The 26331-nt window shown below is 72.6% G+C and carries 20 protein-coding genes; 6 read left to right on the plus strand and 14 right to left on the minus strand.

Annotated features, from left to right (window positions below; all coding sequences use genetic code 11):
- Positions 1 to 112: 112 nt before the first annotated feature.
- Complete coding sequence (locus tag KUA19_RS11245) at positions 113 to 2815, plus strand: lamin tail domain-containing protein (protein ID WP_217396132.1); 2703 nt, start codon at positions 113 to 115, stop codon at positions 2813 to 2815.
- A gap of 63 nt (positions 2816 to 2878) precedes the next feature.
- Here KUA19_RS11245 and KUA19_RS11250 read toward each other — a convergent pair whose 3' ends face one another.
- The 7 genes from KUA19_RS11250 to KUA19_RS11280 form a co-directional block, all read right to left on the minus strand.
- Positions 2879 to 3571 carry a DUF4386 domain-containing protein gene (locus KUA19_RS11250; RefSeq protein ID WP_217396133.1) on the minus strand — a complete coding sequence of 231 codons (693 nt, stop codon included), beginning with the start codon at positions 3569 to 3571 and terminating at the stop codon, positions 2879 to 2881.
- A 217-nt stretch (positions 3572 to 3788) separates the two neighbouring features.
- On the minus strand, positions 3789 to 5159 hold the full coding sequence (locus KUA19_RS11255; RefSeq protein ID WP_217396134.1) for a B12-binding domain-containing radical SAM protein: 1371 nt from the start codon (positions 5157 to 5159) through the stop codon (positions 3789 to 3791).
- 10 nt (positions 5160 to 5169) lie between these two features.
- The gene (locus KUA19_RS11260) at positions 5170 to 6273 is read right to left on the minus strand and encodes an acyl-CoA synthetase family protein (protein ID WP_217396135.1); all 1104 of its coding nucleotides are present in this window, start codon (positions 6271 to 6273) and stop codon (positions 5170 to 5172) included.
- 17 nt (positions 6274 to 6290) lie between these two features.
- Complete coding sequence (locus KUA19_RS11265; protein ID WP_217396136.1) at positions 6291 to 7676, minus strand: aldehyde dehydrogenase family protein; 1386 nt, start codon at positions 7674 to 7676, stop codon at positions 6291 to 6293.
- Positions 7673 to 8413: an NRDE family protein gene (locus KUA19_RS11270; protein ID WP_217396137.1), complete on the minus strand. Its 741-nt coding sequence runs from the start codon at positions 8411 to 8413 to the stop codon at positions 7673 to 7675. Before KUA19_RS11270 ends, KUA19_RS11265 begins: the two co-directional genes overlap by 4 nt.
- 2 nt (positions 8414 to 8415) lie before the next feature.
- Positions 8416 to 9777, minus strand: coding sequence for an asparagine synthase C-terminal domain-containing protein (locus KUA19_RS44495; protein ID WP_217396138.1), 1362 nt, complete (start codon positions 9775 to 9777; stop codon positions 8416 to 8418).
- Entirely contained in the window at positions 9774 to 10493 is a 720-nt protein-coding gene (locus KUA19_RS11280; protein WP_217396139.1) for an enoyl-CoA hydratase/isomerase family protein, read from the minus strand. Before KUA19_RS11280 ends, KUA19_RS44495 begins: the two co-directional genes overlap by 4 nt.
- 296 nt (positions 10494 to 10789) lie before the next feature.
- Here KUA19_RS11280 and KUA19_RS11285 point away from each other — a divergent pair, with 296 nt between their 5' ends.
- The gene (locus tag KUA19_RS11285; protein ID WP_217396140.1) at positions 10790 to 11842 is read left to right on the plus strand and encodes an acyl-CoA dehydrogenase family protein; all 1053 of its coding nucleotides are present in this window, start codon (positions 10790 to 10792) and stop codon (positions 11840 to 11842) included.
- Here KUA19_RS11285 and argJ read toward each other — a convergent pair.
- Genes argJ through KUA19_RS11305 form a run of 4 tightly spaced genes read right to left on the minus strand, consistent with a single transcriptional unit; the run spans position 11830 to position 16584 of the window.
- Positions 11830 to 12987, minus strand: coding sequence for a bifunctional glutamate N-acetyltransferase/amino-acid acetyltransferase ArgJ (gene argJ, locus KUA19_RS11290; RefSeq protein WP_217396141.1), 1158 nt, complete (start codon positions 12985 to 12987; stop codon positions 11830 to 11832). The two genes, KUA19_RS11285 and argJ, sit on opposite strands and share 13 nt — an antisense overlap.
- Positions 12988 to 13010: 23 nt before the next feature.
- Positions 13011 to 14228: an MFS transporter gene (locus KUA19_RS11295; protein ID WP_217396142.1), complete on the minus strand. Its 1218-nt coding sequence runs from the start codon at positions 14226 to 14228 to the stop codon at positions 13011 to 13013.
- Entirely contained in the window at positions 14225 to 15472 is a 1248-nt protein-coding gene (locus tag KUA19_RS11300; protein ID WP_217396143.1) for an ATP-grasp domain-containing protein, read from the minus strand. The genes KUA19_RS11295 and KUA19_RS11300 overlap by 4 nt, the downstream gene beginning before the upstream one ends.
- On the minus strand, positions 15469 to 16584 hold the full coding sequence (locus KUA19_RS11305) for a GNAT family N-acetyltransferase (protein WP_217396144.1): 1116 nt from the start codon (positions 16582 to 16584) through the stop codon (positions 15469 to 15471). The genes KUA19_RS11300 and KUA19_RS11305 overlap by 4 nt, the downstream gene beginning before the upstream one ends.
- 119 nt (positions 16585 to 16703) lie before the next feature.
- Between KUA19_RS11305 and KUA19_RS11310 the strand changes: the two genes are divergently transcribed.
- The 3 genes from KUA19_RS11310 to KUA19_RS11320 all read left to right on the plus strand — a co-directional run bounded on the left by KUA19_RS11310 (position 16704) and on the right by KUA19_RS11320 (position 21963).
- Positions 16704 to 17315, plus strand: coding sequence for a HEAT repeat domain-containing protein (locus KUA19_RS11310; protein ID WP_217396145.1), 612 nt, complete (start codon positions 16704 to 16706; stop codon positions 17313 to 17315).
- Between the two features lie 13 nt (positions 17316 to 17328).
- On the plus strand, positions 17329 to 18495 hold the full coding sequence (locus KUA19_RS11315; RefSeq protein ID WP_217396146.1) for an anhydro-N-acetylmuramic acid kinase: 1167 nt from the start codon (positions 17329 to 17331) through the stop codon (positions 18493 to 18495).
- 219 nt (positions 18496 to 18714) lie between these two features.
- Positions 18715 to 21963, plus strand: coding sequence for a GH92 family glycosyl hydrolase (locus tag KUA19_RS11320; protein WP_217396147.1), 3249 nt, complete (start codon positions 18715 to 18717; stop codon positions 21961 to 21963).
- Positions 21964 to 22036: 73 nt separating this feature from the next.
- On the opposite strand, the gene KUA19_RS11325 is transcribed toward KUA19_RS11320, so the two are convergent.
- Entirely contained in the window at positions 22037 to 23257 is a 1221-nt protein-coding gene (locus KUA19_RS11325; protein ID WP_217396148.1) for a serine hydrolase domain-containing protein, read from the minus strand.
- Positions 23258 to 23482: 225 nt separating this feature from the next.
- On the opposite strand from KUA19_RS11325, the gene KUA19_RS11330 reads away from it, so the two are divergent.
- On the plus strand, positions 23483 to 24034 hold the full coding sequence (locus KUA19_RS11330; protein ID WP_217396149.1) for a hypothetical protein: 552 nt from the start codon (positions 23483 to 23485) through the stop codon (positions 24032 to 24034).
- 91 nt (positions 24035 to 24125) lie between these two features.
- Here the strand turns inward: KUA19_RS11330 and KUA19_RS11335 are convergent, their stop codons facing one another.
- Together KUA19_RS11335 and KUA19_RS11340 are read right to left on the minus strand one after the other, a co-directional pair.
- Positions 24126 to 24878, minus strand: a complete 753-nt coding sequence (locus KUA19_RS11335; RefSeq protein WP_217396150.1) for a LamG domain-containing protein — start codon at positions 24876 to 24878, stop codon at positions 24126 to 24128.
- Complete coding sequence (locus tag KUA19_RS11340; protein WP_217396151.1) at positions 24878 to 26272, minus strand: protein kinase domain-containing protein; 1395 nt, start codon at positions 26270 to 26272, stop codon at positions 24878 to 24880. The genes KUA19_RS11335 and KUA19_RS11340 overlap by 1 nt, the downstream gene beginning before the upstream one ends.
- Positions 26273 to 26331: the final 59 nt, after the last annotated feature.

The raw sequence follows: 26331 nt of genomic DNA on the forward strand, positions 1-26331 counted from the left end.
GGCGCCCCTGGTCCCGGGGCGTTCGCCGCGTGTTCACGTACCGGTCGCCGAGGTGGCGCAGGCTGCGCGAGGAACACCGCCCACTTCGCAGCCCTGGTGACAAGGATCCACATTGCGTACACATCGGCGTGACAAGCGACGACTCGCCCTGGCCACGCTCGCGGCCATGTCCTGCCTGCTGATCGGGGTGCCCGCCGCGGCCGACGACCCGGCCGCGGTGCGCGTCAACGAGGTCGAGTCCAGCGGCGGCAGCCCCGGCGACTGGGTGGAGCTGTTCAACGCGGGCACCGGCACGGTCGACCTGTCCGGCTGGATCGTCCGCGACAACGACGACACCCACACCTTCACGGTGCCCGCCGGGACGACCCTGGCCGCGGGCGCCTACCTGGCCCTGGATGTCGAGACCGCATACGGGCTGGGCGGCGCGGACTCGGCGCGCCTGTACCTGCCCGACGGTATGACGCTGATCGACTCCTACGCGTGGACCGCGCACGCGGCCACGACGTACGGCCGCTGCCCGGACGGCACGGGTGCGGTCAAGGCCACCACCGCCTCGACCAAGGGTGCCGCCAACGACTGCAGCAGCCCGGTGCGGGTCAATGAGGTGGAGTCGAGCGGTGGCAGCCCCGGCGACTGGGTGGAGCTGTTCAACGGGGGCGCCACAGCCGCCGACCTGTCCGGTTGGATCGTGCGGGACAACGACGACACGCACACGTTCACGGTCCCGGCCGGGACGTCGATCGCGGCCGGTGGCTTCCTGGCCCTGGACGTGGAGTCGGCGTACGGCCTCGGCGGTGCGGATTCGGCGCGGTTGTTCCTGCCCGACGGTGTGACGCTGGTGGACTCGTACACGTGGACCGCGCACGCCACCACGACCTACGGCCGCTGCCCCGACGCCACCGGCGCCTTCGCGGCCACGACCGCCCCGACCAAGGGCAGCGCCAACGCCTGCGCCGGGCAGACCCCTGCGTCGACCTGGCCGGGCGGCAGCGCGGTGGCGACCGCCGACGCGGCCGACGTGTTCGGCGGTAACATGAGCGGCCTGGCCTACCAGGGCTCGGGTGTGCTGTGGGCGGTCAAGAACGGTCCGGGCACGCTATACCGCCTGGTCCGCGACGGCGCGAACTGGACCCCGGACCCGACCGACGGCTGGGCGTCGGGCAAGGCGCTGCACTACGCCGACGGCACCGGTGACCTCGACTCCGAGGGCGTGGCCCTGTCCGGGGCAGGCCCGGCGGGCGGGGTTTACGTGGCGACCGAGCGCGACAACGCCGCGAGCGGCGTGAGCCTGCCGAAGATCGTCCGCTTCGACGTCGGCGGCACCGGCAGCAGCCTCGACGCGACGGCGGAGTGGAACCTGACCGCCGACCTGCCCACCGTGGGCGCCAACGCGGGGCTGGAGGGCATCACCTGGATTCCGGACTCCTATCTGGTCGCGGGCGGGTTCCGGGACGAGCGGACGGGTTCGGCGTACCGGCCCGCCGACTACCCGGGCCACGGTGACGGCCTGTTCTTCGTCGGGCTGGAGGCCAACGGCTCGGTCTACGCCTACGCGCTGGACCAGGCCGGTGGCGCCTACACCCGGGTGGCGACCTTCGCCAGCGGGTTCCCGGGCGTGATGGACCTGGTGTTCGAGCCGGAGACCGGGCTGCTGTGGACGGTCTGCGACGACACCTGCCACGGCCGCACCGCCACGTTCGACCTCGACGCACAGGGCAGGTTCGCGGCCACGGCCGTCTACGAGCGCCCAGCGGGCATGCCCGACTACAACAACGAGGGCTTCACGATCGCGCCGCAGTCGGAGTGCGTCGCCGGGTTCAAGGCCGGGTACTGGTCCGACGACACCAACGACGGCGGCCACGCGCTGCGTGCCGGTACCCTGCCCTGCACCGACCTCGACGCCGACGACGACGGCATCCTCGACGCCGTCGACCCGGCCCCGACCGACCCGGCCAACGCGACGTTCGCCGACGCGGCCACCTCGGGCCGGATCGTCGATGCGGGCGGCCGCCAGGTCACCGTCGCCGACGCGGCCGCCCCGGCGGGCGTACGGGTCGACGTCGGCGCGGGCACCCGGCCGGTCCGGATCCAGCTCACCGGCAGCGCCGCGACGATCAGCCTCGGCCAGGGCGCCTACGTGCTGACCGGCACCGGCGTGGCCGTGCGCGACGGCGAGCCAGCCGTCGTCGCGGTCACGGTGAAGGCGGTCCCGGTCGAGCTGACCGTCGGGCTCGGCGGCTCGGTCGTGTTCACCGAGACGACCTCCGGCGCGACCGTGACGGGGTTGACCGGCATCGGCTCGACCGGCCCGGTCACCGTACGGGCCACCACGATGGCCGCCGACGCGTGCACCGGCATCGCGGTGCGCGCGGTCATCGTGGGCAGCACCGCCAACGAGGTGATCGACGGCAGCACCGGTGCGGACCTGATCGTCGGGGTGGGTGGCAACGACGTCGTCAATGGCAACGGCGGCGACGACTGCGTGGCCACCGGGTCCGGCAACGACGTCATCACCACGGCCGGCGGGTCGGACTGGATCGACGCGGGCAACGGCAACAACGTGGTCCGGGCCGGATCCGGCGCGAACACCGTGCGGACCGGGTCGGGCAACGACACGGTGACCACCGGGGACGGCGCTGACATCATCGACGCGGGCAACGGCAACAACAGCGTGAACGCGGGGGCGGGCGACGACCGTATCGTCACCGGCACCGGCAACGACGCCGTGGACTGCGGCGCGGGAGCCGACGCGGCCTTCGCCGGGCGTGGCAACAACGCCAACGCGGGCGGCCGCTGCGAGACGTTCGGGGTGTAGCCCGTATCTGAAACCGACGGGGGTCCGGTTCGCCGGGCCCCCGTCGTCGTCCCGCGTACTCGCTCAGGCGAGGGCGGGTGTGCGGCGGACGCCCCGTACGAGCAGGTAGCCGACCATCCAGCACTCGGCGATGCCCGCGGGCGCGGTCAGCACGGTGCCGGCCGCGTCGCTGAGCCCAGGCACCAGGAACTGGGCCAGCGTGTCGGCGAGGTAGCCGACACAGCCGATGACGAGCGCGACGCCGAGGGCCCGGGGGAACAGGCCGGAGCGGTACGCCAGGTAGCCCAGCGGCGCCAGCCACAGTCCGAAGAAGATCTGCGCCACGATGAACCCGTCGAAGTTCATGTCGAGCAGCAGCAGAACCAGTGATCGGGACTGGGACTCGCCGAGACCGGCGTAGCCGCCCGGGTCGGTCGCCAGCCGCAGCGCCGCGTAGTGGAACACCGCGTTGAGGCACATGATCGCGACCGCGACCGCCACGAAGGCGACCATGGCTCGGGCGACGTGCTGGTTCACCTGCGCCAGCAGCCGATGGAAGCCCAGTACCACGAAGAGGAACAGGGTGGCCTGGAGCAGGTCGGCCACGAATCCGAACCGGACCAGGTCGGCGTGCGCGACGACGTTGGCGGCGGTCGCGGCGGCGTCGCCGGGTACGCGGACCAGGGCTTTCACGTAGAGGAAGGCGAACGCGCCGAAGATCGCGACGCCTAGGTAGAGCGCGCCGGTGATCCTGGCTGTCCGTTGCGGAGAGGTCATGACGGGTCCTCGCTGAGGTCGGCAGTGGAAGCGGCCGAGACCGTACGCCGCGCGCAGGCGCCGGATGCCGCGTGATGTCAAATATTTCTGACATCACGAAGGTAAGGAATTCTCGACATGATGTCAAGAATTCCTTACATCGCCAGCGTGTGCGCATCCGGACAGACGCAGCGGCCCGGACCGCGCCGATGCGCCGTCCGGGCCCTGTGTGCGTACGTCAGGCGGGCTGCGGCTCCGCCAGCAGGTGGCCCTGCCGGACCGACTCGACCATGCGACCGAACGCGTCGTCGGTGCTGAAGTAGAAGACCCCCGGTCCGTCGCCGTCGCCGCCGCGGTTGCTCGCCGCCAGCAGCAGCCCCGCCACCCGCTCGTAGAAGCGGGCCGGGTCCAGGCGGGTCGGGAACAGCGTGTGGTAGCAGTCGAACAGTTCCGGGTCGTCGCTGATCAGGTCGTGGCGCACCTCGTCGTACAGGTCGGTGCCCGGCAGGGGAGTGAGCACCGAGAAGCTGGGCATGTCCACGCCCAGCTCGTCGATGGTGCGGTGCAGCCGGTCGAAGTCGGCGTCGTCCCAGCCGGGCCGCACGATGAAGTTCGCCCGCACCTTCACCCCGAGGCCGTGGAACAGGTCCATCGCCTGCCGCGTCTGCCCCGAGTCGGTGCCTTTGTGGTAGCCGTCCAGCTCGTTGTCGGTCATCGACTCCGCGCCGATCAGCACCGAGTCCAGCCCCACCTGTGCCCACCGCGTGATCACGTCCGGCCGTCGCGTGGCCGTGTCGGTGCGCACGTACATGTGGTACCGCTTGTCCAGGCCGTCCTGCTCGATCGCGTCGGCCAGTTCCAGCATCCGCTGCGGCTGGATGAACGCCTCGTCGTCGACGACGTAGATGTTGCGGTTGGGGATGTCGTTCAGCTCCCCGACGATCCGCTCGGCCTCCTTGACCAGATAACGCCGGTCGGTCATCCGCCACAGCGAGCAGAAGTTGCACTGGTACGGGCACCCGGCGCTGAACCGCGCCAGTGCCACCGGCCGGTAGATCGAGTGGAAATAGTCCTCGCGATGATGGGCCAGCAGCGTCCGGTCCGGCCGGGGCAGCTCGTTCAGGCTGGCCGGCGCCGGTTTGGTGATCCGCCGCAGCTCGGCCCGCGCCTGGTAGGGCGCCAGCCCGATCGTCGGCAGCACCGGCTGCCCCGCCTCCAGCGCCGCGACCAGGTGCCGCACCGGACCGGCGCCCTCACCGGCCACGACCCAGTCCGCGGCGAACCCGTCCAGCCACTCCGTCGACACCGTCGGGTGGTGTCCACCGATCATCAGCGGCACATCCGGCCACAGCCGCTTGGCCTCCTTGGTGACCGCACGGGCCACGTGCACGTTGGTCGTGTACGGCACCGCGACGCCGACCAGGTCCGGCGCCTCGTGCGACTGCGCCCACTCGGCCAACGGCGGATCGAGCCGCAGGTCGACGATCCGGACGTCGTGGTGGTCGCGCAGCGCCCCCGCCAGGTACTCCAGCGGCAGGGGTTCACAGCAGCTGAGCTGGTCGCTCAGCACCGCGCGGGGATTGCGTGGCCATACCAGCAGGATCCGCACGTTCGCCTCCTCAGTAGACGCCTTCTACCCGGCCCAGCTGGGTGAACTCGGGGCTGTACGGGTCGCCCAGCCACGGCCACGGGAACTCCTCGGCGGCCTCGCCGTAGGGCCGCACCCGCCGCCCCCGGTCACGCTCCAGGAACCCGGGGATGAGCTGGTCGTCGGTGAGCCGCCACACCCGCACCCGACCCTCGTCGCCGAACGGCACCGGCGCGCCCTCGTCGTCGACCAGGTCCAGCAGCACGTACGGCGAGCACGGGATGTAGACGACGCGGTGGTCATCGGCGTCCTCGAACGGCTTCTGCCAGCTGATCCCGGTGGTGGAGGTGCCGTACACCCCGATCACCGGCACGCCCGGGAACACCGATTCGCGCAGCAGCCGGTTGGTCTCCGGCTCCATCGTGGTGCCCGCGTGCACGATCGCCCGCACCCCGGCGAACAGACCCGGGTCCAGGTACTCCGGCAGCATCTCCAGCAACCGCGAGGTGCAGAACATGACGCCGATCCGCTGGCTGACCACGATCGCCTCGATCTGGTCCCAGATGTGGCGCACGTACCGGTCCGAGGCGGCGGTCATCCCCTCCTCGCCGTAGATCTTCACGATCCGGGGGTCGAGGTCGATGGAGAAGCAGCGCCCGCCCCGGCTCTCGGCGAAGTCGACGATGAGCCGCCCCGTGGTGTGCGGCCCCATCGGCCCGATGAACAGCCAGTTCTCGTTTCGGGGCACGCCGTAGCGGTCCATGAACGCGTGCGAGAACTCCCGCACCCGCTTCCAGTACGTCGACCCCCACGTGCCGTGTTTGGGCAGGCCGGTGGTGCCGCCGGTCTGCGATGCCCACAGGAACCGTTCGCTCGCGACGACGTCGGCGGGGATGAAGTCCTCGACCGGGCGGCGCCGGGTCGCCTCCTCGTAGGCGAGCTGGTCGTCCTCGTCCCGCAGACCCACCAGGGCCTGCGCGTCGGCGAACCCGCCGACCTTGTCGTACCCGGACGCGCCCAGGGCGGCGTCGCGGTCGCGCCAGTACGGCGAGCCGGTGTCGGGGTGCAGGTGGCGGCGGATGATCCGGACGACGTCGTCGTCGGTCACCGGCCTGAGTCCGGTGGACGGCGGCACGGGGCCTCCTTCGGGTGTCACGCGCCGGTGTGCAGCGCCTTCTTCTGGAACAGGAAGTCGGCCAGGTAGCCCTCCTGCGGGTCGACCGGCTCGTACGCCCGGTCGACGTGCCCGCCGGAGAAGACCTTGGTGATGCCGGGTTCGGCCAGCAGCCGCTCGACCAGCTCCGGGTCATCGCCGACCACGGACACGATCAGCGAGGGGCTGCACACGGCGGCAACGCGCTCGCGGGTCACCGGCGCCACGACGGTGCACGGGAACGGCAGCTCCATCCCGAACAGTGCCGAGCCCGGCTCGACCAGCAGCACGGTCGGGCGTAGGAACACCGTGCCGTCGAGCTCGACCAGCAGCTCACGGCCCAGGCCCGTGGCCGCGGTGACGTCCACGGCCCCCGCCGCGATCTCGCGGCGCAGCAGCCGGACCAGGTCGTCGGCGAGTCTGCGCGCGGGGAACGCGGGCACCCGCGCGGCCGGATCGGCCAGCGGCAGCACCGGGTACGCCGCGAACGCCTCGGCCAGCCGCCGCGCCGCCGACGCCGCGTCGGCCCGGTCACCGACGACGGCCAGGGCACTCATGTTGGTGCACAGCCGACCGGAGCCCTGGAACGCCAGCCGGGCCAGCCGGTCCCAGGTCTCGGGCGCCGGATCGGCGTCGGGCAGCACGGTCTTGCTGCGGCCGAAGTGGTAGGTCTTCAGCCGGGCGGGGGACAGGTCCGGCGGGGCGTCCTCACCGGGCCACACCACCTGGTCGGCCAGGCGCAGCCAGGTCGGGGCGTCGCCGTGGCACACCGAGACGGCGCCCGGCGGCAGGCCCTCGGCGTACAGCGCGGCGACGAAGATGCCCGCCACGAACGGATCGCGGTCGGAGGTGTTGACCAGGGTCGGTCGCCGGGCGGCCAGCACCTGCAGCCACTCGATCATGATGGTGGGGAAGTTCGCGGGCACCCGCACCATGCAGGTGCTTCCGGCAGGCAGCCACCGCCACGGCCGCCCGCACACGCCGGTGCGGTACGCCGAAAGGCTCCCATCGGGGGACTGGGCGGACAGGATCGCGTCAAGGTGGTCCAGGTGGTCGGCGACGGCGGCGACCCCACGCAGCACCCGCAGCCGGGGCAGGCCGGTCGCCGCCGACAGCGCGTCCAGCTCGCGGTCGTGCCGCCCGGCCTCCAGCTCGCGCCGCACCCGGGCCCCGGCCCTGGTGAACAGGTCGAACCAGGCCTGGTCGTCGACCTCGCGCAGCGCCGGGGCGACCTGTCTGGCCTGCTGCACCATCTGCTGCTGGACGAGACGTCCGGCGACGGACACGCGCGCGACCACGGAACCGTCCGCGCCGGTCAGAGCGCGGCTGCTCGAGGTCGTCAAGGCCCGGTCGCCGAGCCAGATGGGCACGTCGAGGTCGGTCACGCGGCAGCCCCCTTCGTGAGCGGCGCGGCGGCTTCGGCCGGTAGGCGTACGGGCGCCCACGTGTCGGCGGCGGGATCGGCGGTGAAGTCGTAGCGCAGCAGCCCGTCCGCGCCCAGGGCGAGCAGCGCGGCCGAGGTGGACGCGTAGCGGCGGCCACCGTGTTCGGTGTCGACGAGCAGGTCGTGCGGCGGTTCGGTCCAGGCACCCCAGGCAGACGTCGGGGTCAGCCCGGGTCGCGGGTCCGGTTCGGGCAGGGTGGCCAACCAGGCCAGGGCCGTGCGGGCGCGCGGGTGGTCGGGATCGTCGAGTCCCGGGTACAGCAGCACGTGCCGTCCCGCCCCGACCTCGGCCTGCCGCAGCGCGCTGCCGTCCCAGCTCCACACGGTCAGCCCGTCGGGCCGGATCCGCAGCGCGTGGAAGCCGCCGCGCGCCCTCGCCACCCAGTCCGCCGCCGGGTCGGCGGCGTCCGACAGCAGCCGTAGCGGCAGTTCGCCGCGGCTGAGTGTCCCGCCGGTCGCGGCGGGCGCCGCGTTGACCACCACGGCCGCGCTGGTCGTGGCCGGGTCGACCGCGAGCCAGGTGCCGCCGGACTCCAGATCCAGGCCGCCGATCAGCGACGATCCGGGCCAGTGGGCGGCCGGGGGGAGCCAGGGTCGGTCGGTGAACTCGTCGCGTACCGCCAGCAGCAGCACCGGCCAGCGGGTGTCCGGCGCGTATCGCAGCGCGACCGTGCACACGGTCAGCTCCGCGGCATGCCGGGCGCCCGCGCCAGCAGCCGCGCCACCGCGTCGGAGTGGTCGGCGTGGGCGGCGCCGAGCGGGTCGACGCGCACCCGCGCGGCGACCGTGTCGAAGCAGTCCAGATAGGCCTCGGCCTTGGCCTGTGCGCCGCCGAAGCACGCGTTCAGTCCGCGCTGCAGTCCGCCGCCGTGGTGCACGGCGACCTTGCGCCGCCACGCGATCGGCTCGGGCAGCTGCCGGGCCATCGCGGCCCGGAAGTACGCCTTCTCCCGCCCGCCGTCGACCTTGCAGTGCGGGTGCACCGCCAACGCGGTCGCGATCACGTCCGGATGCCAGTACGGGTGCAGCAGCCGCTTGCCCCGCGCCGTCGCGAACACCGTGGTCAGCTCGCCGCTGTACCGGGTGTCGTCGATCCCCTCGCGGATGATCCCGATCAGCTCGTCCGGATCGCGGGTCGTCACCGGCAGCCCCAGGTTCAGCAGGTCACTGCCGTACCCGGTGAGCACCTGCGGCTCGACCACCGCCCCTCGGCGCAGCAGCGCCACCGCGGTGACGGCGATGTCGACCTTCTCCGGGTGGGCGTGGCCCAGCACCCGGATCACCTCCGGCACGGCCCCGATCAGCTCGGCGGCGGTCAGGTCGATGCGCCGGTGCGCGATGCCCAGGTAACCGGCCAACTCGGCCGCCCCCGCATACTCGTCCCCCCACGGCGTGCCCGCGCTGTACGCGGTCACCCGCAGCCCGGCGCGGTGCGCCAGCGTGGTCACCGCCCCGGAGTCGATGCCCTCCGACAGCATCGTGGCCACCGGTGCGGCCGGGTCGGTGTAGGCCCGCACGGCGTCGCCCAGCGCCGACACGAACGCCGCACCGGCCGCCACGGGGTCGGTCAGCGTCGGGGTCAGTGCCGCGTCGAGCGGGTCGACCTGGTCGGACGTGTCGACCGCCCAACCGGAGCCGAGGCGGCGCACCCGGGTCACCGACCCCGGCACCAGCCGTCGTACGCCGTGCAGCGCGGTGCTGCCCTCCCGGTGGATGGCGGCCCGATCGCCGACGGCCTGCGGCAGGCCCCACGCGGCGGCGGCCGACGCGGCGACGAACACGTCGCTGCAGACCAGCACCCGGCCGTGGAACCGGTCATTGACCAGGTACAGCGGGATCTCGTTGAGTGGGGAGGTGGTGGCGGTGAAACCGTCGGCGTCGACCTCGACGCCGGTGCGTTCGGTCGGCCCGGCCCGCCACGACGAGCCGTCACCGAGATCGGGGTAGCTGCCGTACACGTAGGGAGCCTTGTCGCCGCCCACCAGGGCCGCCGCCAGCGGCGGCACCGGGGCGGTCGCGGTCAGGAACCAGGCGTGGGTCACGGCTGCCGCCCGATGACGCGCCGCATCCGCTGCTGCGCCTCGCCCGCCGCGAACGCCCGCCGGTGCGCCAGCTTGCCCTCGGCGCGCACCCGCTCCAGCCCGGCCACGAACGGGCCGTTGATCCGCGGCCGGGTCGACTGCACCGCGGCGGTGGTGTATCCGGCGATGGTCCGGGCCAGCTCCAGCGCCCGCGGCAGCACCAGCGCCGGGGGTTGGGTCTCCTGCAGCAGCCGGTCGGCCAGGGCTCGCCGGGCATCCCACCGCGCGCAGGTGAACAGCATCGCCTGCATCACGCTGCGCCCGGCCACCGACTCCAGCATGAACCCGCCGAAATTGCAGGCGATGCCGAGCTGGAACTCCGGCATGACCAGGTGGCTGCGTTCGCTGCCGATGCGGTAGTCGCAGCACAGCGCGATCTGCAGCCCGATGCCGATGGCGAACCCGTCGACGGCCGCGACGATCGGCGTGGGCACCGAGGCCAGGGTCGTGTACAGGTCGGTGATGTCGTCGATCCACGCGTCGACCTCGTCGCCGCCGGTGAACTCCGACACCTCGTGGAAGTCGCCGCCCGCGCCGAAGGAGCGGTTCTCGCCGCCGTACAGCACGATGGCGCCGACATTCTCGTCACCGTCGAGGTCGAGCACGGTCTGGCGCAGCTCGCGCATGCGGGCGCGGCTGAACGGATTCTGCTCGTGCGCGGCGCTGAATTCGACCAACGCAATTCGCCCGGGGAGAACCTCGGCGGTCATCGTGGCGGTCGATGCGGCGGTTTCCCCCATGAGTTAGCCTTCCGCAGTAGCCGGATCGTGCTCGGATGCGATGTGCCAGGTCAGTGCTGACATCAATGGGGAAGGACCGCTCTGTCCCGAACCTATGCGCACCAACGCATCCATGTGTGCGAACAGCGGCGCATTGACCTATATTTAACGGCCGGTTCCAAGATTAAATGGCGACACATTGGACCGTCAAGGCAGCTGTCGCCAACCAGCCCGCACCGGGAGACACACGGCCGATGCCCGACAGCAGCCACCCGGAGCCCGTGGGCGCCGCGGCCGAACTGGCAGCCAGAGTGCTGCGCCCCGCCGCCGCCCGGGTCGACCGGTACGGCATGCCGAAGTCGCACGTGGACGAGCTGGGCCGCGCCGGACTGCTCGACCTGACCGTCGACACCCCCGCCGCGACCGTCCGCGCCGTCCAGGAGGTGTTGGCGGGCGCCTGCCCGGTCACCTGGTTCGTGCACGCCCAGCACCAGACCGTGCTCGACCTGCTGTCGGCCCCCGGCGCGCAGATCCCGTACCGGCTGCGCGGCGCCGACCGCACCCGGCTGGCCGGAATCGCCTCGGCGCAGCTGGCGAAGCTGCCCGACCGGCCGCTGACCGCCCGCGCCACCGCGTCCGGCTGGATCCTCGACGGCACCGCCCCCTTCTACACCGGCTGGGGCGTCACCGACGTGGCGCTGCTGCTGGCCGTCGACGACAGCCAGCAGGTCGTCGCCGCGCTCGTGCCCGCCCGGCAACTGCCCGGCCTGCGGGCCGGACCACCGATGCGGCTGGCGGCCCTGGAAGGCACCGGTACGGTCAGCCTCACCTGCGACGGCCTGGCCGTGCCACACGCCGACGTCGCGGCCGTGGGCACCGTCGGACAGTGGCGCGAGTGGAGCCGCGCCCGCGTGCTCGACGCCCCACCGGCCGTGTTCGGTGTGGCCGCCGCCGCGTTGGCGCTGCTGGAGTCGGCCGCCGACCGCCTCGACGACGCCGCCGAGCTCGCCGAACGCCTGCGCGGCCGCCTCGATGGCCTGCGCGGCGAGGCCTACGCCCTGGCCGACTCCGGCGGCGACCCGGCCCGGCGGCTCGCGCTGCGTGGCGAGGCGACCGCGCTGCTGCAGACCGCCGCCGGAGCCGCCGCCGTGGCCGCGGGCAGCGCCGGACTCCAGGACACGCACGAGGCCGCCCGGCTGACCCGAGCGGCCTCGTTCTTCCTGGCCCAGGCGCAGACCGGCGCCGTCCGCGGCGCGCTGCTGCGGGCCTGGTCAGCCGGTCTGCCGGTGGCGGCTCAGGTGGTGTAGTCGGCGTTGATGCGGATGTACCCTTCGGACAGGTCGCAGCCGTACACGGTGAACGCGCCGCCGCCGATGCCCAGGTCGATCGTGATCACGATCTCGTCGCCGCGCAGGTAGCCGCGCAGCTGCTCCAGCTCCTGCTCGCCCGCCTCGGCCGGGTACAGCTCGGCCTCGCCGAAGCCGATGGTGCAGTTGTCGGGCACGATGTCCAGGTCGTCCTCGCACTTGCCGATCGCCATCGCGACCCGGCCCCAGTTCGGGTCGGCACCGTGCACCGCCGTCTTCACCAGCGGTGAGTTCACCACGGTCTTGCCGACCCGCTTGGCCTGGGCGTCGTCACGGGCACCGGTGACCCGCACCTCGATCAGCTTGCTGGCGCCCTCGCCGTCCTTGACGATCTGGCGCACCAGGCCCAGCGCGACCTCGTGCAGCGCCGCCTCGAACGCGGCCGGGTCGACCGGCCCGGCCAGCCCGTTGGCCAGCACCACCGCCGTGTCGCTGGTCGAGGTGTCGGTGTCGATGCTGACAGCGTTGAACGTGCGCGCCATCACCCGGCGGAACACCTGGTCCAGCACCGGCTGCTCCAGCTGCGCGTCGGTGCAGAAGAACGTCAGCAGGGTGGCCATGTTCGGCTCGATCATGCCGACGCCCTTGGCGATGCCGACCACGGTCGCGTCGCCGCAGCGCGCCGACAGCAGCTTCGGATGCGTGTCGGTGGTCATGATGGCCCGCGCCGCGGCGGCGAAGTCCCCGCCCGGGAACGGCCAGCTCATCGTGCCCATCCGAGACCGGATCTCCGGCATCGGGTACTGGCGGCCGATGACGCCCGTCGAGGCGATGACCACGTCGGTGTCGGTCACCCCGAGCAGGCCCGCGACCGCGCCGCGCACCTCGCGGGCGTTGTCCAGGCCCTGCTTGCCGGTGGCCACGTTGGCGTTTCGGGACAGCACCACGATCGCCCGCGCGGCACCGTCGGCCACGCTCTCACGGCTGAGCACCACGCTCGGCCCGGCGAAGCGCGACTGCGTGAACACGCCCGCGCACACCGCGGGCACCTCGGAGGCGATCACCGTGAAGTCGTCGGACTCGTCCTTGAGGCCGACGTTGGCGGTGTGGATACGGAAACCGCGAAGCTCCGTCGTGCTGTCCATGCTGCGCCTTTCCCTTGCTGAGATCACTGCGCGTTGACCTTACCGGCACCCCGGGCGGCCGCCGCGACGCCGATCGGCGCCGCTGTCGCCCCCGCCGCCACGGCCACCGCCACCAGCCCCCACCACAGTGCGGCCGGGGCCGCCAGCAGGGCCGTCACCAGCGCCGGCGTCAGCGCCGAGGCGGCACCGATCAGCAACTGATGACCGGCCAGATAGGAGCCGCTCGCCTGCTCGGGTGCCAGCCGCACCAGCAGCACCAAACCCGCCTGCGAACCGAGCAGCTCACCCAGCGTGTACGCGGCCATCGCCACCGCCAGCACCAGCGCGGCGACCGCCACCCCGGGCGTCGCGGCCGACACCGCGAGCAGCCCCAGCGGCAGCGCGGCGTGCAGCAGCGCCCCGACCGCGAGCACCGCCCGGGGCGGCAGCGGTTCGACTCGGGCGCTCAGTGGCAGCTGCAGCAGCGCCAGCAGCACCGTGTTCAGCCCGAACAGCCCGCCGACGAGCCACGGCGGGAGCCCAAGCCGCTCGATCAGCACCACCGGCAGCGCCGCCTCCACCGCCAGCGCGGTGAACCACAGTACGGTCACGACCGCGCTCACGGTGAGGAACGGCCGGTCGCGCCACGGCCGCTGGGGCCGGGCCGTCGGCCGCGGCGCGGCCGCCACCTGCGGCAGTGTCCACACCAGCACCGCCGCCGCGGCGAAACTGACCGCGTTGCCCCACGCCAGCAGCATCGCGCCGTGCGCTCCGGCGCCGACGGCGAGGCTGCCCGCGAGCACCCCGAGCGCCACCCCGGCGTTGAACACCACCCGGCTCAGCGCCAGCCACCGTTCCTTGCCGTCGGCCGGAGCCAGGCCCGCCGCCAGCAGCGGGGTGCTGATCTGCTCGGCCCGGTTGGCCACCGCCACCACGAGGCTGCACGCCAGGAACGGCACCAGGCCGGGCAGCAGCGCGTACCCGGCGTAGGCGGCGGCGCGGGCGAGTCCGGCCGCCACGTACACCCGGCGCGGGCCCCAGCGGTCCACGAGCCGACCGACCGGGCCGAGCAGTGGCAGCGCGGCCAGGGCGGTCACGGTCAGCCCGGCGCCGACGGCCGCGAGCGGCAGCCGGGTGAGCGCGGTCAGAATGATCAGCGCGTACGGGTAGAACACGCCCGTGCCCACCGCGTTGACGAACCCGGCCAGTCCGAACCGGACCACACCCGGCCCCCGGGGCACCCAGGCCCGCGCGCCGGTCACCGGCGCTCCACCTCGACCACGAGTTGCCCCAACGCGGTATCGGCACGCCGGGCCGCCTCACCGGCGCTGCCGCCGACGGCGAGCAGATGCCCGAGATAGTCCACGTTGCTGCGTGCCGCGCTGACCCGCTCGCCGGGCTCGGCCTCCAGCTCCAGCTCGACGATCCCGGCCACCCGGCGGGCCAGGTCGGCGCCGTGCACCGAGCGGAGCACCCCGTCGGCGGGGGACACCAGCTGCCGTTCGGCCGCCCCGGCCGCCCGCGTCGGGGTCAGGTCGGCGTGCTGGCCGGTGTGCAGGGCCACCACCGCGGTGACCAGGTCGACGCCGAGGCTGTGCCGTACCAGATCGGTGATCATGCCGCCGGGCAGCCGCGGGTTGATCTCGACCAGGCGCGGCCCGTCGTCGGTCACCCGCATCTCCACGTGCGCCGCGCCGAAGTCGTGCCCGACCGCGTCCAGCGCCGCGTGCGCCAGCGCGACACAGTCCGCGCGCACCGCCTCGGGCAGCACCGACGGGAAGTTCTGCCCCACCTCGACGAAGTACGGATGCGCGCCGAGCAGCTTGTCGGTCACCCCGATCACGTGCCGTCCGGCGCCGTCGGCGACCGTCTCGACGCTGCACTCGTACCCCAGCAGGTACTCCTCGACCAGCGCACCCGGCGGCCTCGGTCGCCCCCGGTAGTCGGTGCGCACCGCGTCGATGGCCCGCCACGCGGCCACCGCCTGCGCCAGGGTCCGGCACAGCGTCACCCCGACACTGCCCGACTCGGTCAGCGGCTTGACCACGCACGGCAGCCCGACCTCCTCGACCGCCACCCGCACCTGGGCCTCGGTGCGCACCCAGGCGTGCCCCGGCACCGGCACCCCCGCCCGCACGCACTCCCGGCGGGCGGCCGACTTGTCGCGAGCCGTCGCCGCGGCCCGGGGGGACAGTCCGGGCAGGTCCAGCCGTTGCGCCGCGGCCGCGGCCACGTGCACGTTGTAGTCGGTCACCGACAGCACCCCGCGCAGTCGCGGCCGCAGGTCCGCCAGCGCGTCGAGCACCGCCTCCACATCGGCGGTATCGGCCTGGCGCACCGACACGCCACACTCGTCGAACACCTGCCGGGCGGGCCCGTAGCCCAGGTAGCGCTGCGAGGTGGTGCTCAGCAGCACCACCTCCAGGCCGAGCCGGTGCGCCGCGAGCATCGGGGTCAGGCCGAAGCGGGCCAGGCTCGTCTCCACCATCGCGAGCACGCCGGTCACGGGGCACCGCCCTTCCCGGGCTCGGCCGGGGCCACCGGCCCCACCCAGCAACGCTGCTCGGTCGAGACGCAGCCGCGCCACATCTTGGCGTCCTCGCTGCCGAGTCCGTAGTGGATGGTACGGATGCCCGCGTCCGCCGCCAGCTCCAGCATCCGGTAGTAGCACAGTTCGAAGTAGAGGGGCGCGCGGTGAGTGCGCTGGAATGAATAGTCGAACCCGGCCTGGCGGGCGTACCACTGGTCGCCGTACGCCAGCACCAGCGTGAACCCGACCAGCGCGTCCCCGGCGTACGCGGCCAGCACGATCGCGTCGTCGCCGAACTGCCCACCGACCAGCGACAGGATCGAGGCCGCCCGCTCGACCGGCCACTCGATGCCGTACCGGCCCAGCAGCCCCGCCTCCAGTCGGGCGGCCGCCACCAGGTCGGGCAGCCCGGCCACGGTGGTGCGCGCGATCCGCACCCCCGCCGCCGCCACCCGACGGCGCTCGGCCGCGACACTGTTGCGCCGTTTGGACGTCAACCCGGCCAGCCAACCGGAGAATCCGTCGGCGGGCACGGCCAACCGGTGGTAGCGGCCCACCACGCACGACCGCCATCCCCGCGCGGCCAGCGCCGACTCCAGCCCGTGGTCGGTCTCGTCCAGGTACGGCAGCGCCAGCGACACGCAGCCCGACTCGCGGGCCAGGTCCGCGGCGGCGTCCAGCAGCAGCCGGGTGTCACCGGCCGGATCGGTGCCGTCGTGTAGGACGCGGGTGTGGCCGATGTGGCGGCCGCCGAGGGCCAGACTTGGCAGCAGCGTCGCGGGGTCACCGCCGACCTCGTCGAGCAGCCGCGCGGCACCGGCACGGCTCGCCGACACGCTCGCGGCCACGATCGCGTCAGGCCGACCCATCACCCACGGCGCGGACGCGTCGGCCACGATCGTGGCCAGGCCCGCCGTGATCCGACCGCCGCGCTCGCACCACAGGTAGCGCGGTGCTGTGGCGTGCACCGCCTCGACCACCCGCAGCCAGCGACCCGTCAGGAAAACGTCGTCCGGCCCGGCCAGCCCGTCCCAACCGGACGGCAGCAGCGCCTGCGCCGTTGCGAGGTGGACCACGGCCTGGTTCATGTCGGGTGCCTCCGCTGAGACGACGGGATGTCGATCGACCGCCGCAACTGTAGTGCCGGATCGACAGGTGTCCGGTCGTGAGGCCCCTGCCGATCGCATCCGGATGCTAGGTTTCGATCATGTACGAGGAGATCGACGCTGCTCTTTCCGCCTTCATGGCAACCTACGACGACGAGACCGCCCGTGCGGCGCTCGTCGCGACCGGCCCGGCCGGGGCGCAGCGGGTGTTCGACCTGTACTACGGCGGCGGCGACGGCCACATCGCGCCCGGCGTCCGCGACCGGAGCCGCGGCGACGCCTGGTCATCGGCACTGTGGGTGGCCGCCACCATGGACCCGGCCCAGTACCTGGCCAGGCTGCCGCGAAAGATCAGCACAACCCACCTGGTCATCCTCGGCGACGTCGACGACCCGCGCGCGGTCGAGATCCTGTGCGAGCACAGCGGACACCGCGACTACCTGCACCGCTGCAACGCGGTCCGGTCGCTGGCCAAGCACCACGACGTTCCGCGGGCCCGTGCCGCCGTCCTGGCCGCGCTGAAGGACCACGAGCCGGTGGTGCGGGCCAGCGCGTGCCGCGCACTGAGCACCTGGGACCCGGCCGCCGCGATCATCGAGTACGAGACCCTGCGCCGGTCCGCCGACCTGACCCCACTGCTGCGCCAGGAAGCCGACGGAGCCCTGCGCGACCTGCGCGCCGGACGTCCGCCGCGCGACCACTACTTCGGCTGAACAGGGCGCGAGCATGAAAATCATGGGCATGATGTCGGGCACCTCGCACGACGGCATCGACGTCGCCGTCGTCGACTTCAGGCTGGCAGGCGACGAACTGCACGGCCGCCTCGAGTACGCCGACACCACTCCGTACCCCCATCGGCTGCGCGAACAGCTCGCGGCCACCCTGCCGCCGGCGTCGCTGACCTTCGCCGAGGTCTGCGCCCTCGACACCGGTATCGGCCAGGCGTTCGCCGCGGCCGCCGCCCAGGCCGTCGACCGGGTCGGGTCGGTCGACCTGGTCTGCTCGCACGGGCAGACCGTCTACCACTGGGTCGACGACGGTCAGGTGCTGGGCACGCTGCAGCTGGGCCAACCGGCCTGGATCGCCGAACGGCTGGGCGTCCCCGTCGTCGCCGACCTGCGCATCCGTGACATCACCGCGGGCGGTCAGGGCGCGCCGCTGGTGTCGCTCATGGACGCCCTGCTGCTGTCCGGCCTGCCCGGCCGGCCGGCGGCGCTCAACCTCGGCGGGATCGCGAACCTGACCGTGCCGCGCCCGACCGGCGGCAGTGGCCCGCTCGCTTTCGACACCGGCCCCGCCAACGCCCTCATCGACGCCGCCGCGCTGCGGGTCACCGGCGGACGGCACGCCCACGACACCGACGGGCGGCTCGCGGCGGCGGGCACCGTCCACCGAGAACTGCTCGCCCACCTGCTCGCCGAGCCCTACTACGGTCGCGACGCCCCGAAGACCACCGGCAAGGAACTCTTCCACGCCGGCTACCTGGATGCGGCGCTCGCGGCCTTTCCGCCGGTCGCCGACGTCGACCTGATGGCCACCCTCACCGCGCTCACCGCCGCCACCGTCGCCGACCAGGTCCGGCGGTATGAGGTGGACACTCTGGTCGCCTCCGGCGGCGGCTGCGCCAACCCGACGCTGATGGCGATGCTCGCGGCCCGCCTGCCCGGTGTCGAGATCGCGGCCAGCGACGCGTTCGGCGCGCCGAGCGCCGCGAAGGAGGCGATCGCGTTCGCGCTGCTCGGCTGGTACACCGCACATGGACTGCCCGGCACGGTCCCTTCGGCGACCGGAGCGGGCGGCGGCCGCGTCCTGGGCACGCTCGTGCCGGGCGACGGCCCGCTGCTGCTTCCCGCGCCGCTGCCGGCCGCCCCGCTGGCACTGCGGCTGGGCTGACCGGACGGTCTCCGGGCCCGGCCTTCGGTCGGCTGTTGGACCTCATCGCGATCGCCGGGCCGGAAGTGCCTGACGACGCTCGCGGCGGGATGGCTCTTCCCGTCGCGCGCCCTGACCGATAACCTTCGATCGATCGGCGGTTCTCGCACAATCACGCATCGACGCCCGATGCCTTTGCGCGGCCGCGATTGACAACGTTGTCTTCACCTGGAGGAAGCAATGCACCTGCGCAGAGCGCTACCCGCGCCACTGGCGCTGCTGCTCGGCCTGACGGTCCTGACCGCGGCGCCTACCCCCGCCGCCGCGGCCGTCACCAATCCGGCCGGGCTGGTCAACACGTTGATCGGCACCAGCAACAGCGGCGAGACCCTGCCCGGCGCGACCACCCCGTTCGGGATGGTGCAGTGGAGCCCCGAGAACACCGGCGGCAACCAGACCCGCACCGTCGAGCCGGGCGGGTACTCGTACAACGTCACCCGTACCCGCGGGTTCAGTCTCACCCACCTGTCCGGCACCGGCTGCGCGGGCGCCTCCGGCGACATCCCGTTCATGCCGTACGTCGGCACGGTCGGCTCCTCACCCAGCGCCGACACCACCGACGCCACCTACGCCAGCAACTTCTCGCACAGCAACGAGACCGCGACCGCCGGCTACTACCGGGTGCTGCTCGGCTCCGGTGTCGACACCGAACTGACCGCCACCACCCGCACCGGCTCCGGCAAGTTCACCTACCCGGCGGGCACCGCCAGCATGCTGGTGCGCACGTCCAGCTCCGAGGTCGGCTCCAGCGCCGCCACGGTCAGCATCGACAGCGCCAACCGCACCATCAGCGGCTCGGTGACCAGCGGAAACTTCTGCGGCTACATCAACGCGATCGGCCGCCGCAGCTACTACACGCTGTACTTCACCGCGGTGTTCGACAAGCCGTTCGCCGCCACCGGCACCTGGCAGGACGGCACGCTGCGGGCCGGGACCACCACCGCCGGCGGCGGCACCACGTACGGCACCGACGGCTGGCCGGTGGCCGGGCGCGGCTCCGGCGGCTACGTCAGCTTCGACCTGTCCTCCGGCCGCACCGTCGGGGTCCGGGTCGGCATCTCGTACGTCAGCGCCGCCAACGCCACCGCCAACCTCAACGCCGAGAACCCGGCCGGGACCACCTTCGACACGGTCCGCACCAACGCCACGGCCGCCTGGAACACCGAACTGGGCCGCGCCGAGATCACCGGCGGCACCACCGCGCAGCAGTCCACCTTCTACACCGCGCTCTACCACTCGCTGCAGCACCCCAACGTGTTCAGCGACGCCAACGGCCAGTACACCGGCATGGACCAGCAGGTGCACTCGCTGTCGGCCGGGCAGTCCGCCCAGTACGCCAACTTCTCCGGCTGGGACGTCTACCGCGGCCAGCTGCAACTGGTCACGCTGCTGCGGCCCGACATCGGCGGCGACATGGCCCAGTCGCTGCTCAACCAGGCCAACCAGAACGGCGGCGTGTGGGACCGCTGGACCCACAACCAGGGCGGCACCCACGTCATGACCGGCGACCCGGCGCACGCCGCGCTGCCCAGCATCTACGCCTTCGGCGGCACCAACTTCGCCGCCTCCGCCGCGCTGACCTCCATGGTCAACGCCGCCACCACCGTGACCGCCGACGACCTGAGCAGCAGCGGCTGGAACGTCATGGTGGTGGGGGAGCGGCCGTCGCTGGACAAGTGGCTGAGCATCCACTACATCCCGGAAAGCAGCAACGCCTGGGGCGGTGCGGGGGAGACCCTGGAGGACGTCGCGGCCGACTTCGGCCTGTCGCAGCTGGCCGCCCGCCTGGGCCAGACCGCGACCGCGCAGACGTTCCTGGCCCGTGCCCAGTACTGGAAGAACGTCTACAACCCGGCGACCGGCTACATCCAGAACCGGCGCGAGGACGGCAGTTGGCCCGCGCTCAACCCGGCCAACTCCGACGGCTTCGCCGAGGGCAGCGCCGCGCAGTACACCTGGATGGTCCCGCACAACGTGAAGGGGCTGTTCGACAAGATGGGCGGCAACGCCGCCGCCAACAGCCGCCTGGACACGTTCTTCCACAACTCCGACGGCAGCTGGGCGCTGTCCGGCGCGGGTGGGCTCAAGTCCGAGCTCGACAACGAGCCGTCCATCGGGGCGCCGTGGCTGTACGACTTCTCCGGGCAGCCGTACAAGGCGCAGCAGACCATTCGGCAGATCCTCAACACGATGTGGTCCAACGCCCCCGGCGGCATCCCCGGCCAGGACGACCTGGGCGCCATGTCCGCCTGGTATGCCTGGTCGGCGATGGGCCTGCAGCCGCTCGCACCCGGCCGGGCCGAGCTGCTGCTGACCAGCCCGCTGTTCCCGCAGGTCGTCATCCACCGGGGCAACGGCGTCAACCTGACGATCAACGCCCCCGGCGCGTCCGCGTCGACCTTCTACGTCCAGTCCCTGTCGGTCAACGGCAGCTCCTCGACCAAGCCGTGGCTGGCCGAGTCGTTCGTCGCCAACGGCGGCACGCTCGACTTCACCCTCGGCACCACCGCCAACACCGGCTGGGGCAGCGCGGCCGCCGACGCGCCGCCGTCGTTCGACACCACCAGCACCGGGCCGACCAACATCGCCCTCAACCGGCCGGTGACCAGCTCGGCGGCGTGCAACACCAACGAGGCCGCGGCCAAGGCAGTCAACGGCTCGTGGACCGGTGGCACGTCGGACAAGTTCTGCTCGGCGGCCGCGTCGGCGTTCCTGCAGGTGGACCTGGGGCAGTCGTACGCGATCACGTCGTTCACCGTGCGGCACGCGAGCGCAGGCGGTGAGTCGGCGAGCTGGAACACCAAGGACTTCGACATCCAGACCTCGCCCGACGGCACCACCTGGACGACCGTGGTCCAGGCGCGTGGCAACACCGCCGCCACGACCACACACAACGTGAGCGCCACTGGCCGGTACGCCCGGATCAACGTCATCACCGGCACCCAGTCGGCGGCGACCCCGACCCGGATCTACGAGTTCGAGGCATACGGCACGCCCGGCTCGTCGGGTTCGACCAACGTGGCGCTGAACAAGGCCGCGACCGGCTCAGCGGCGTGCAACACCAACGAGGGCCCGGCCAAGGCGGTGAACGGGTCGGTCAGCGGCGGCGGCTCGGACAAGTTCTGCACCACCGCCACGACGAAGTTCCTGCAGGTGGACCTGGGTCAGTCGTACGCGATCACGTCGTTCACGCTGCGGCACGCCGGAGCGGGTGGCGAGTCGGCGACCTGGAACACCCGCGACTACGACATCCAGACCTCGCCCGACGGCACGACCTGGACGACCGTGGTGCAGGCGCGGGGCAACACCGCCAACGTCAGCGCGCACGCCGTCGCGGCGACCGGCCGCTACGTGAAGGTCAACGTCATCACCCCCGCCCAGGACGGCAACACCGCCGTCCGCCTCTACGAGTTCGAGGTCTACAACTGACGCGGCGCTAGCCGCCCGACACGCTGACAGGTGGGCATCCGCACCGACACGCGGACGCCCACCTGTCGATCGTTCACCGCGTCGACGAGGGCGACGGGACCAGTGACTCGCCGTACAGCGCCTTGATGATGGCCTCAGCGATCACGTTGGCGGGCTGTTTGCCGTTCGGCCCGGCGAAGAGGGACGTCAGCACGATGACCGTGTTCTTGCTGGCCGGGTCGTGCGCCATGAAGGAGTTGTACCCCGGGATCTGGCCGTCGTGGCCATACAGCGGCCCGAACTTCACGATCGCCAGGCCATACCCGACGTCGGCATGGTCCGGGGTCGGGATGGGCTTGATGCTGTCCATCCTGGTCTTCTGCATGGCCGGGTCGAGCAGCCCGCCGCCCACCAGCGCCGTGACGTACCGGGTCAGGTCGGCGGCCGTGGAGATCACGCCACCGGCGGCCCACGTCCACGACGGGCTGCTGTCGGTGACGTCCCGGGGCAGCAGGTCGCCCTTGGCGGCGGCCGCCTGCTCGGCCGGGGGCAGCGCGGGGTCGTTGAGCGTGCTCACGTTCGTGCCGAACATGTAGCCCTGCGGGTGGGGCGCCGGGATGCTCGCGTCGGCGGCCGGGGGCAGCAGCGTCTGGCCCAGGCCGAGCGGGCCGAAGATCCGCTGCTGGTACGCGTCCTGCAGGGTGCCGCCGGTGAGCTGCTCGATGATGAGCCCGGCCAGGATCAGGTTGGTGTTGGAGTAGTGGAACCCGGCACCCGGGGCGAAGTAGGGCGGCTTGGCGAACGCGATGGACAGCAGCTCCTCGGGCTGCCAGACGTAGCCGGGGTCGTTGTCGATGCGGGCGTTGAACTGCTCGTCCTCGGAGTAGTTGTAGAGGCCGCTGCGCATCTCCAGCAGCTGGGCAATCGTGATGTTGTCGCCGTTGGGCACCTGCGGCTGGTACTTCGACACCGGATCGTCCAGACCGATCTTGCCCTCCTGCGCCAGCTGGAGCAGCACCGTGCCGGTCATGGTCTTGGTGTTCGAGCCGATGCGGAAGCGGTCGTCGACGGTCACGGGTGCGTTCCCGACGACCGCCTGACGGCCGAAGGTCTGGGTCCAGTCGCCCTGTTCCGGCGACGTGATCATCACGACCGCGCCGGGCACGCTCATGTTGTCCATGATCGCCTGGATCTGGGCCTCCAGCCCGGCGGCGTAGGCCGGTGGCGTCGCCTCGGGCGCTGTCCGCGCCCACTGCCCGACCGACATCTGGCCACAGGCGCTCGCGGCGGCCACGAGCACGAGCGATAGAACCATGCCGCCTACCCGCAACCGTCGCATCCCACGCCCCCCGTGCCGACCCGGCTGACCGTGGCCGGTGGGCCCGGTGCCCTCTTACGGAGTACACCAGACGGCAGGGCACCGAGCGGGGATTCCTCGGAATGCGGCCGCCGGGGACCCGCGAATCGTCTCGCCGCGGCGATGTCGTGGCTCGCCGGTATGGTGCGGCCACCACTCACCTCGACGGGGAGAAAGTCGATCATGGGAGCATCGGCCTGGCACGCTCATGTGCCCTACCAGGACGACCTCGACGCCGCACTGCGGCAGGCTCGCTGGAACGCCTATCACGCGCGGGCGTTCTATCGGGTGGCGCCGAACGAGACGGCGCTGTCCATGACCGAGGACGAATTCGTGGCCTGGTCGGTGGAGTCGCAACGGGAGGCCCTGCTGGAGGCCTTCGGCCCGGACGACTGGGAACCGGACGACTCCGACGCGCGTACGGAGTGGCGTGCCGCCCACGTGGTCGTGGACGGGCCCGACTCGCTGCTGGAGGCGCAGCCCTATGCGGGCACCCACTCGGTGATCGACATGACCGACGTCGCGGCCGAGCCGGAGTTCGGTGCGGTGGCGCCCGTGCCCGATGAGCTGCTCGACCAGGTCTTCGGCACGCGACGGCCGACCCCTGCCGCGGTACGCCAGGCAGTGGCCGAACACGCCGTCAACGGATTCGGACGCTGGTACGGCGCGTACATCATCGCGTACGAGGAGGCGACCCCGGCGGAGATCTCTTTCTTCGGCTGGAGCGGTGACTGAGCCGCGATGTTGGGAAGGGCGCCTTCTTCCACGCAAAGCGATAAGAAGGTGCCCTTCCTTACCCGGTCCGCGGAGGGCGGGTTCGGCGGTGCTATGACGCGCGGGTCGCCGCGTCGCGCAGCGTGATGACCTCCTCCGGCTTGAGCGCCCGGCCCCACACGCGTACGTCGGTGACCTGGCCCTGCGCGAGGTCACTGGACTTGCCGTCCCACTTGCCACGGCCGATCGTCAGCGGGCCGCCCGCCTGCCACGGCTTGCCGATCGTCGCCGCGTGCCCGGGTACGCCGTTGACGTAGACCAGCAGCCTGCGGGTGCTCGCGTCGTAGGTGCCGACCAGGTGGGTCCACTGGGTGGTCACCGGCTCGTCGGAGACCGAGGCGGCGTTGCGGGTCGGGTTCATCATGTCGGCCTGCATCCAGTTGCACACCCACTTGCGATGGAACCAGCTGTACTGCAGGTAGAAGCCGCTGGCGTAGGCGCCGTCCTGGGCCACGAACGTCATGGCGTACCCGTCCGGCGCCTTGGCCAGTCGCACCCACGCCGCCACCGACCAACTGCCCGCCGTACGGATCATCGGGCCGCTGGTCTGGCAGAACTCGCCCGCGCCGCGGAGCGTCATCACCTCGCCGTGCACCGGGTCGTCGGCCCAGCCCACGCCACGCGGGCAGTCGGCGGCGGCGATCCCGACGTCGTCGACCAGGAACTTCACCGACGTGACGGTCTCCGGCCCGGCCTGCGGCGCCGGTGCCGGATCGGGCTGGCGCGGCCACACCAGCACCGCCACCGCCGACACGGCCAGCAGCGCGGCCGCGCCCGAACCGAGCAGGGTCGTGACTCGGGGCATCAGCGCACCTCCGGCGTGGGGGCGGCCTCGGCGTACGGGCCGCGCATCTCGGCTTGACGGACACACGCCGGACGCGACCACACCACCGGCGCGGGTGCCTGCTCGCCCAGCACCGCCCCGACGCGCAGGCAGTAGCCGGTGTTCGGGTCGAGGCCGCCGACCAGCAACTGTGTCGCGCCGGGCGGCACCGGCTCGGTGCGGGTGCGCATCCCGGTCCCGGTCGGCAGCACCTGCACCACCATCGGGCCGCCGGACACCGGCGCCGGGCTCCACCGCACGCGCACCGACCCCTGCTCCTCCTGCGCCGACACCATGCCGGGTCGGGCCTGCTCCGGGGCGGTGTCCACCGGGGTGACCGTCGTGGAGCCGGGACCACCGGCCCGTGGCTCGGGGGCGGTGCCCGACCGCACCGCGACGGCGGACGCCAGCAGCACCGCCGCGCCCGCGACGGCGCCGATGAGCACGTACCGGCGGCGGGGCGCGACCACCGAGGACGCGGGTGCGACCAGCACCCGGTCGGGCCGGAACTGGGTCGCCTCCGGCGAGGCGGGCGCGGCCGGCGCCGGGGCCGGGCCGGCGGCGGTCAGCAGCGCCCGCAGCGCGGCGGCCAGCGTGGTGCCGTCGGGGTGGCGGGCGGCGGGATCCTTGGCCATCGCCCTGGCCAGCACATCGGCCAGGCCTGGCAGCTGCGGGCAGTCCAAGCGCGGCACCGGATCGTGCACGGTCCGCCACAGCACCGCCGCGACCGACTCGTCACCCTCGCCGCTGTACGGCGCCCGCCCGCTCACCAGCTGGTACAGCGTCGAGCCGAGGGCGTACACGTCGGCGGCGGGGCCGGGGCGGCCGCCGTCGATGGTCTCCGGGGCCACGTGGTGCGGGGAGAAGACGTCGAGCATGGTGCCCGAGGTGTGGCCGTCCAGCAGCCAGGCGACGCCGAAGTCGGCCAGCACCGGCTCGCCGTACCGGGAGAGCAGGATGTTGCCCGGCTTGACGTCGCGGTGCACCACCCCGGCCTCGTGCGCGGCGGCCAGCGCCCCGGCGATCTTCACGCCGATGCGGGCGGCCTCGGCGGCTGGCAGCGGCCCGTCGGCGCGCACCCGGTCGTGCAGCGAGCCGTGCTCGTACAGTTCGGTCGCCAGGTATGGCCGCCCGGCGCGGGTGGTGCCGGCGTCCAGGACGGTCACGATGTTGGGATGACCACTGAGCTGGGCGGTCAGTCGCGCCTCGCGCAGGAGGCGGCGGTGCAGCGACTCGTCCGAGCCGACCATCAGCACCTTCACCGCGACGTCGCGGTCGAAGCTGACCTGGCGGGCGCGGTAGACCACGCTGAAGCCACCGTGACCGATCCGTACCAGGTCACGGTAGCCGTCGATGAGCTCGGGACCGTCGTCCATCGCCGTGTCTCCCAGAGCGGGCGGGCGGTGCCGGAGTGCGGCACCGCCCGGTCGGTCGG

The organism is Catellatospora tritici (genome assembly GCF_019083965.1).
Lineage (GTDB): Bacteria > Actinomycetota > Actinomycetes > Mycobacteriales > Micromonosporaceae > Catellatospora > Catellatospora tritici.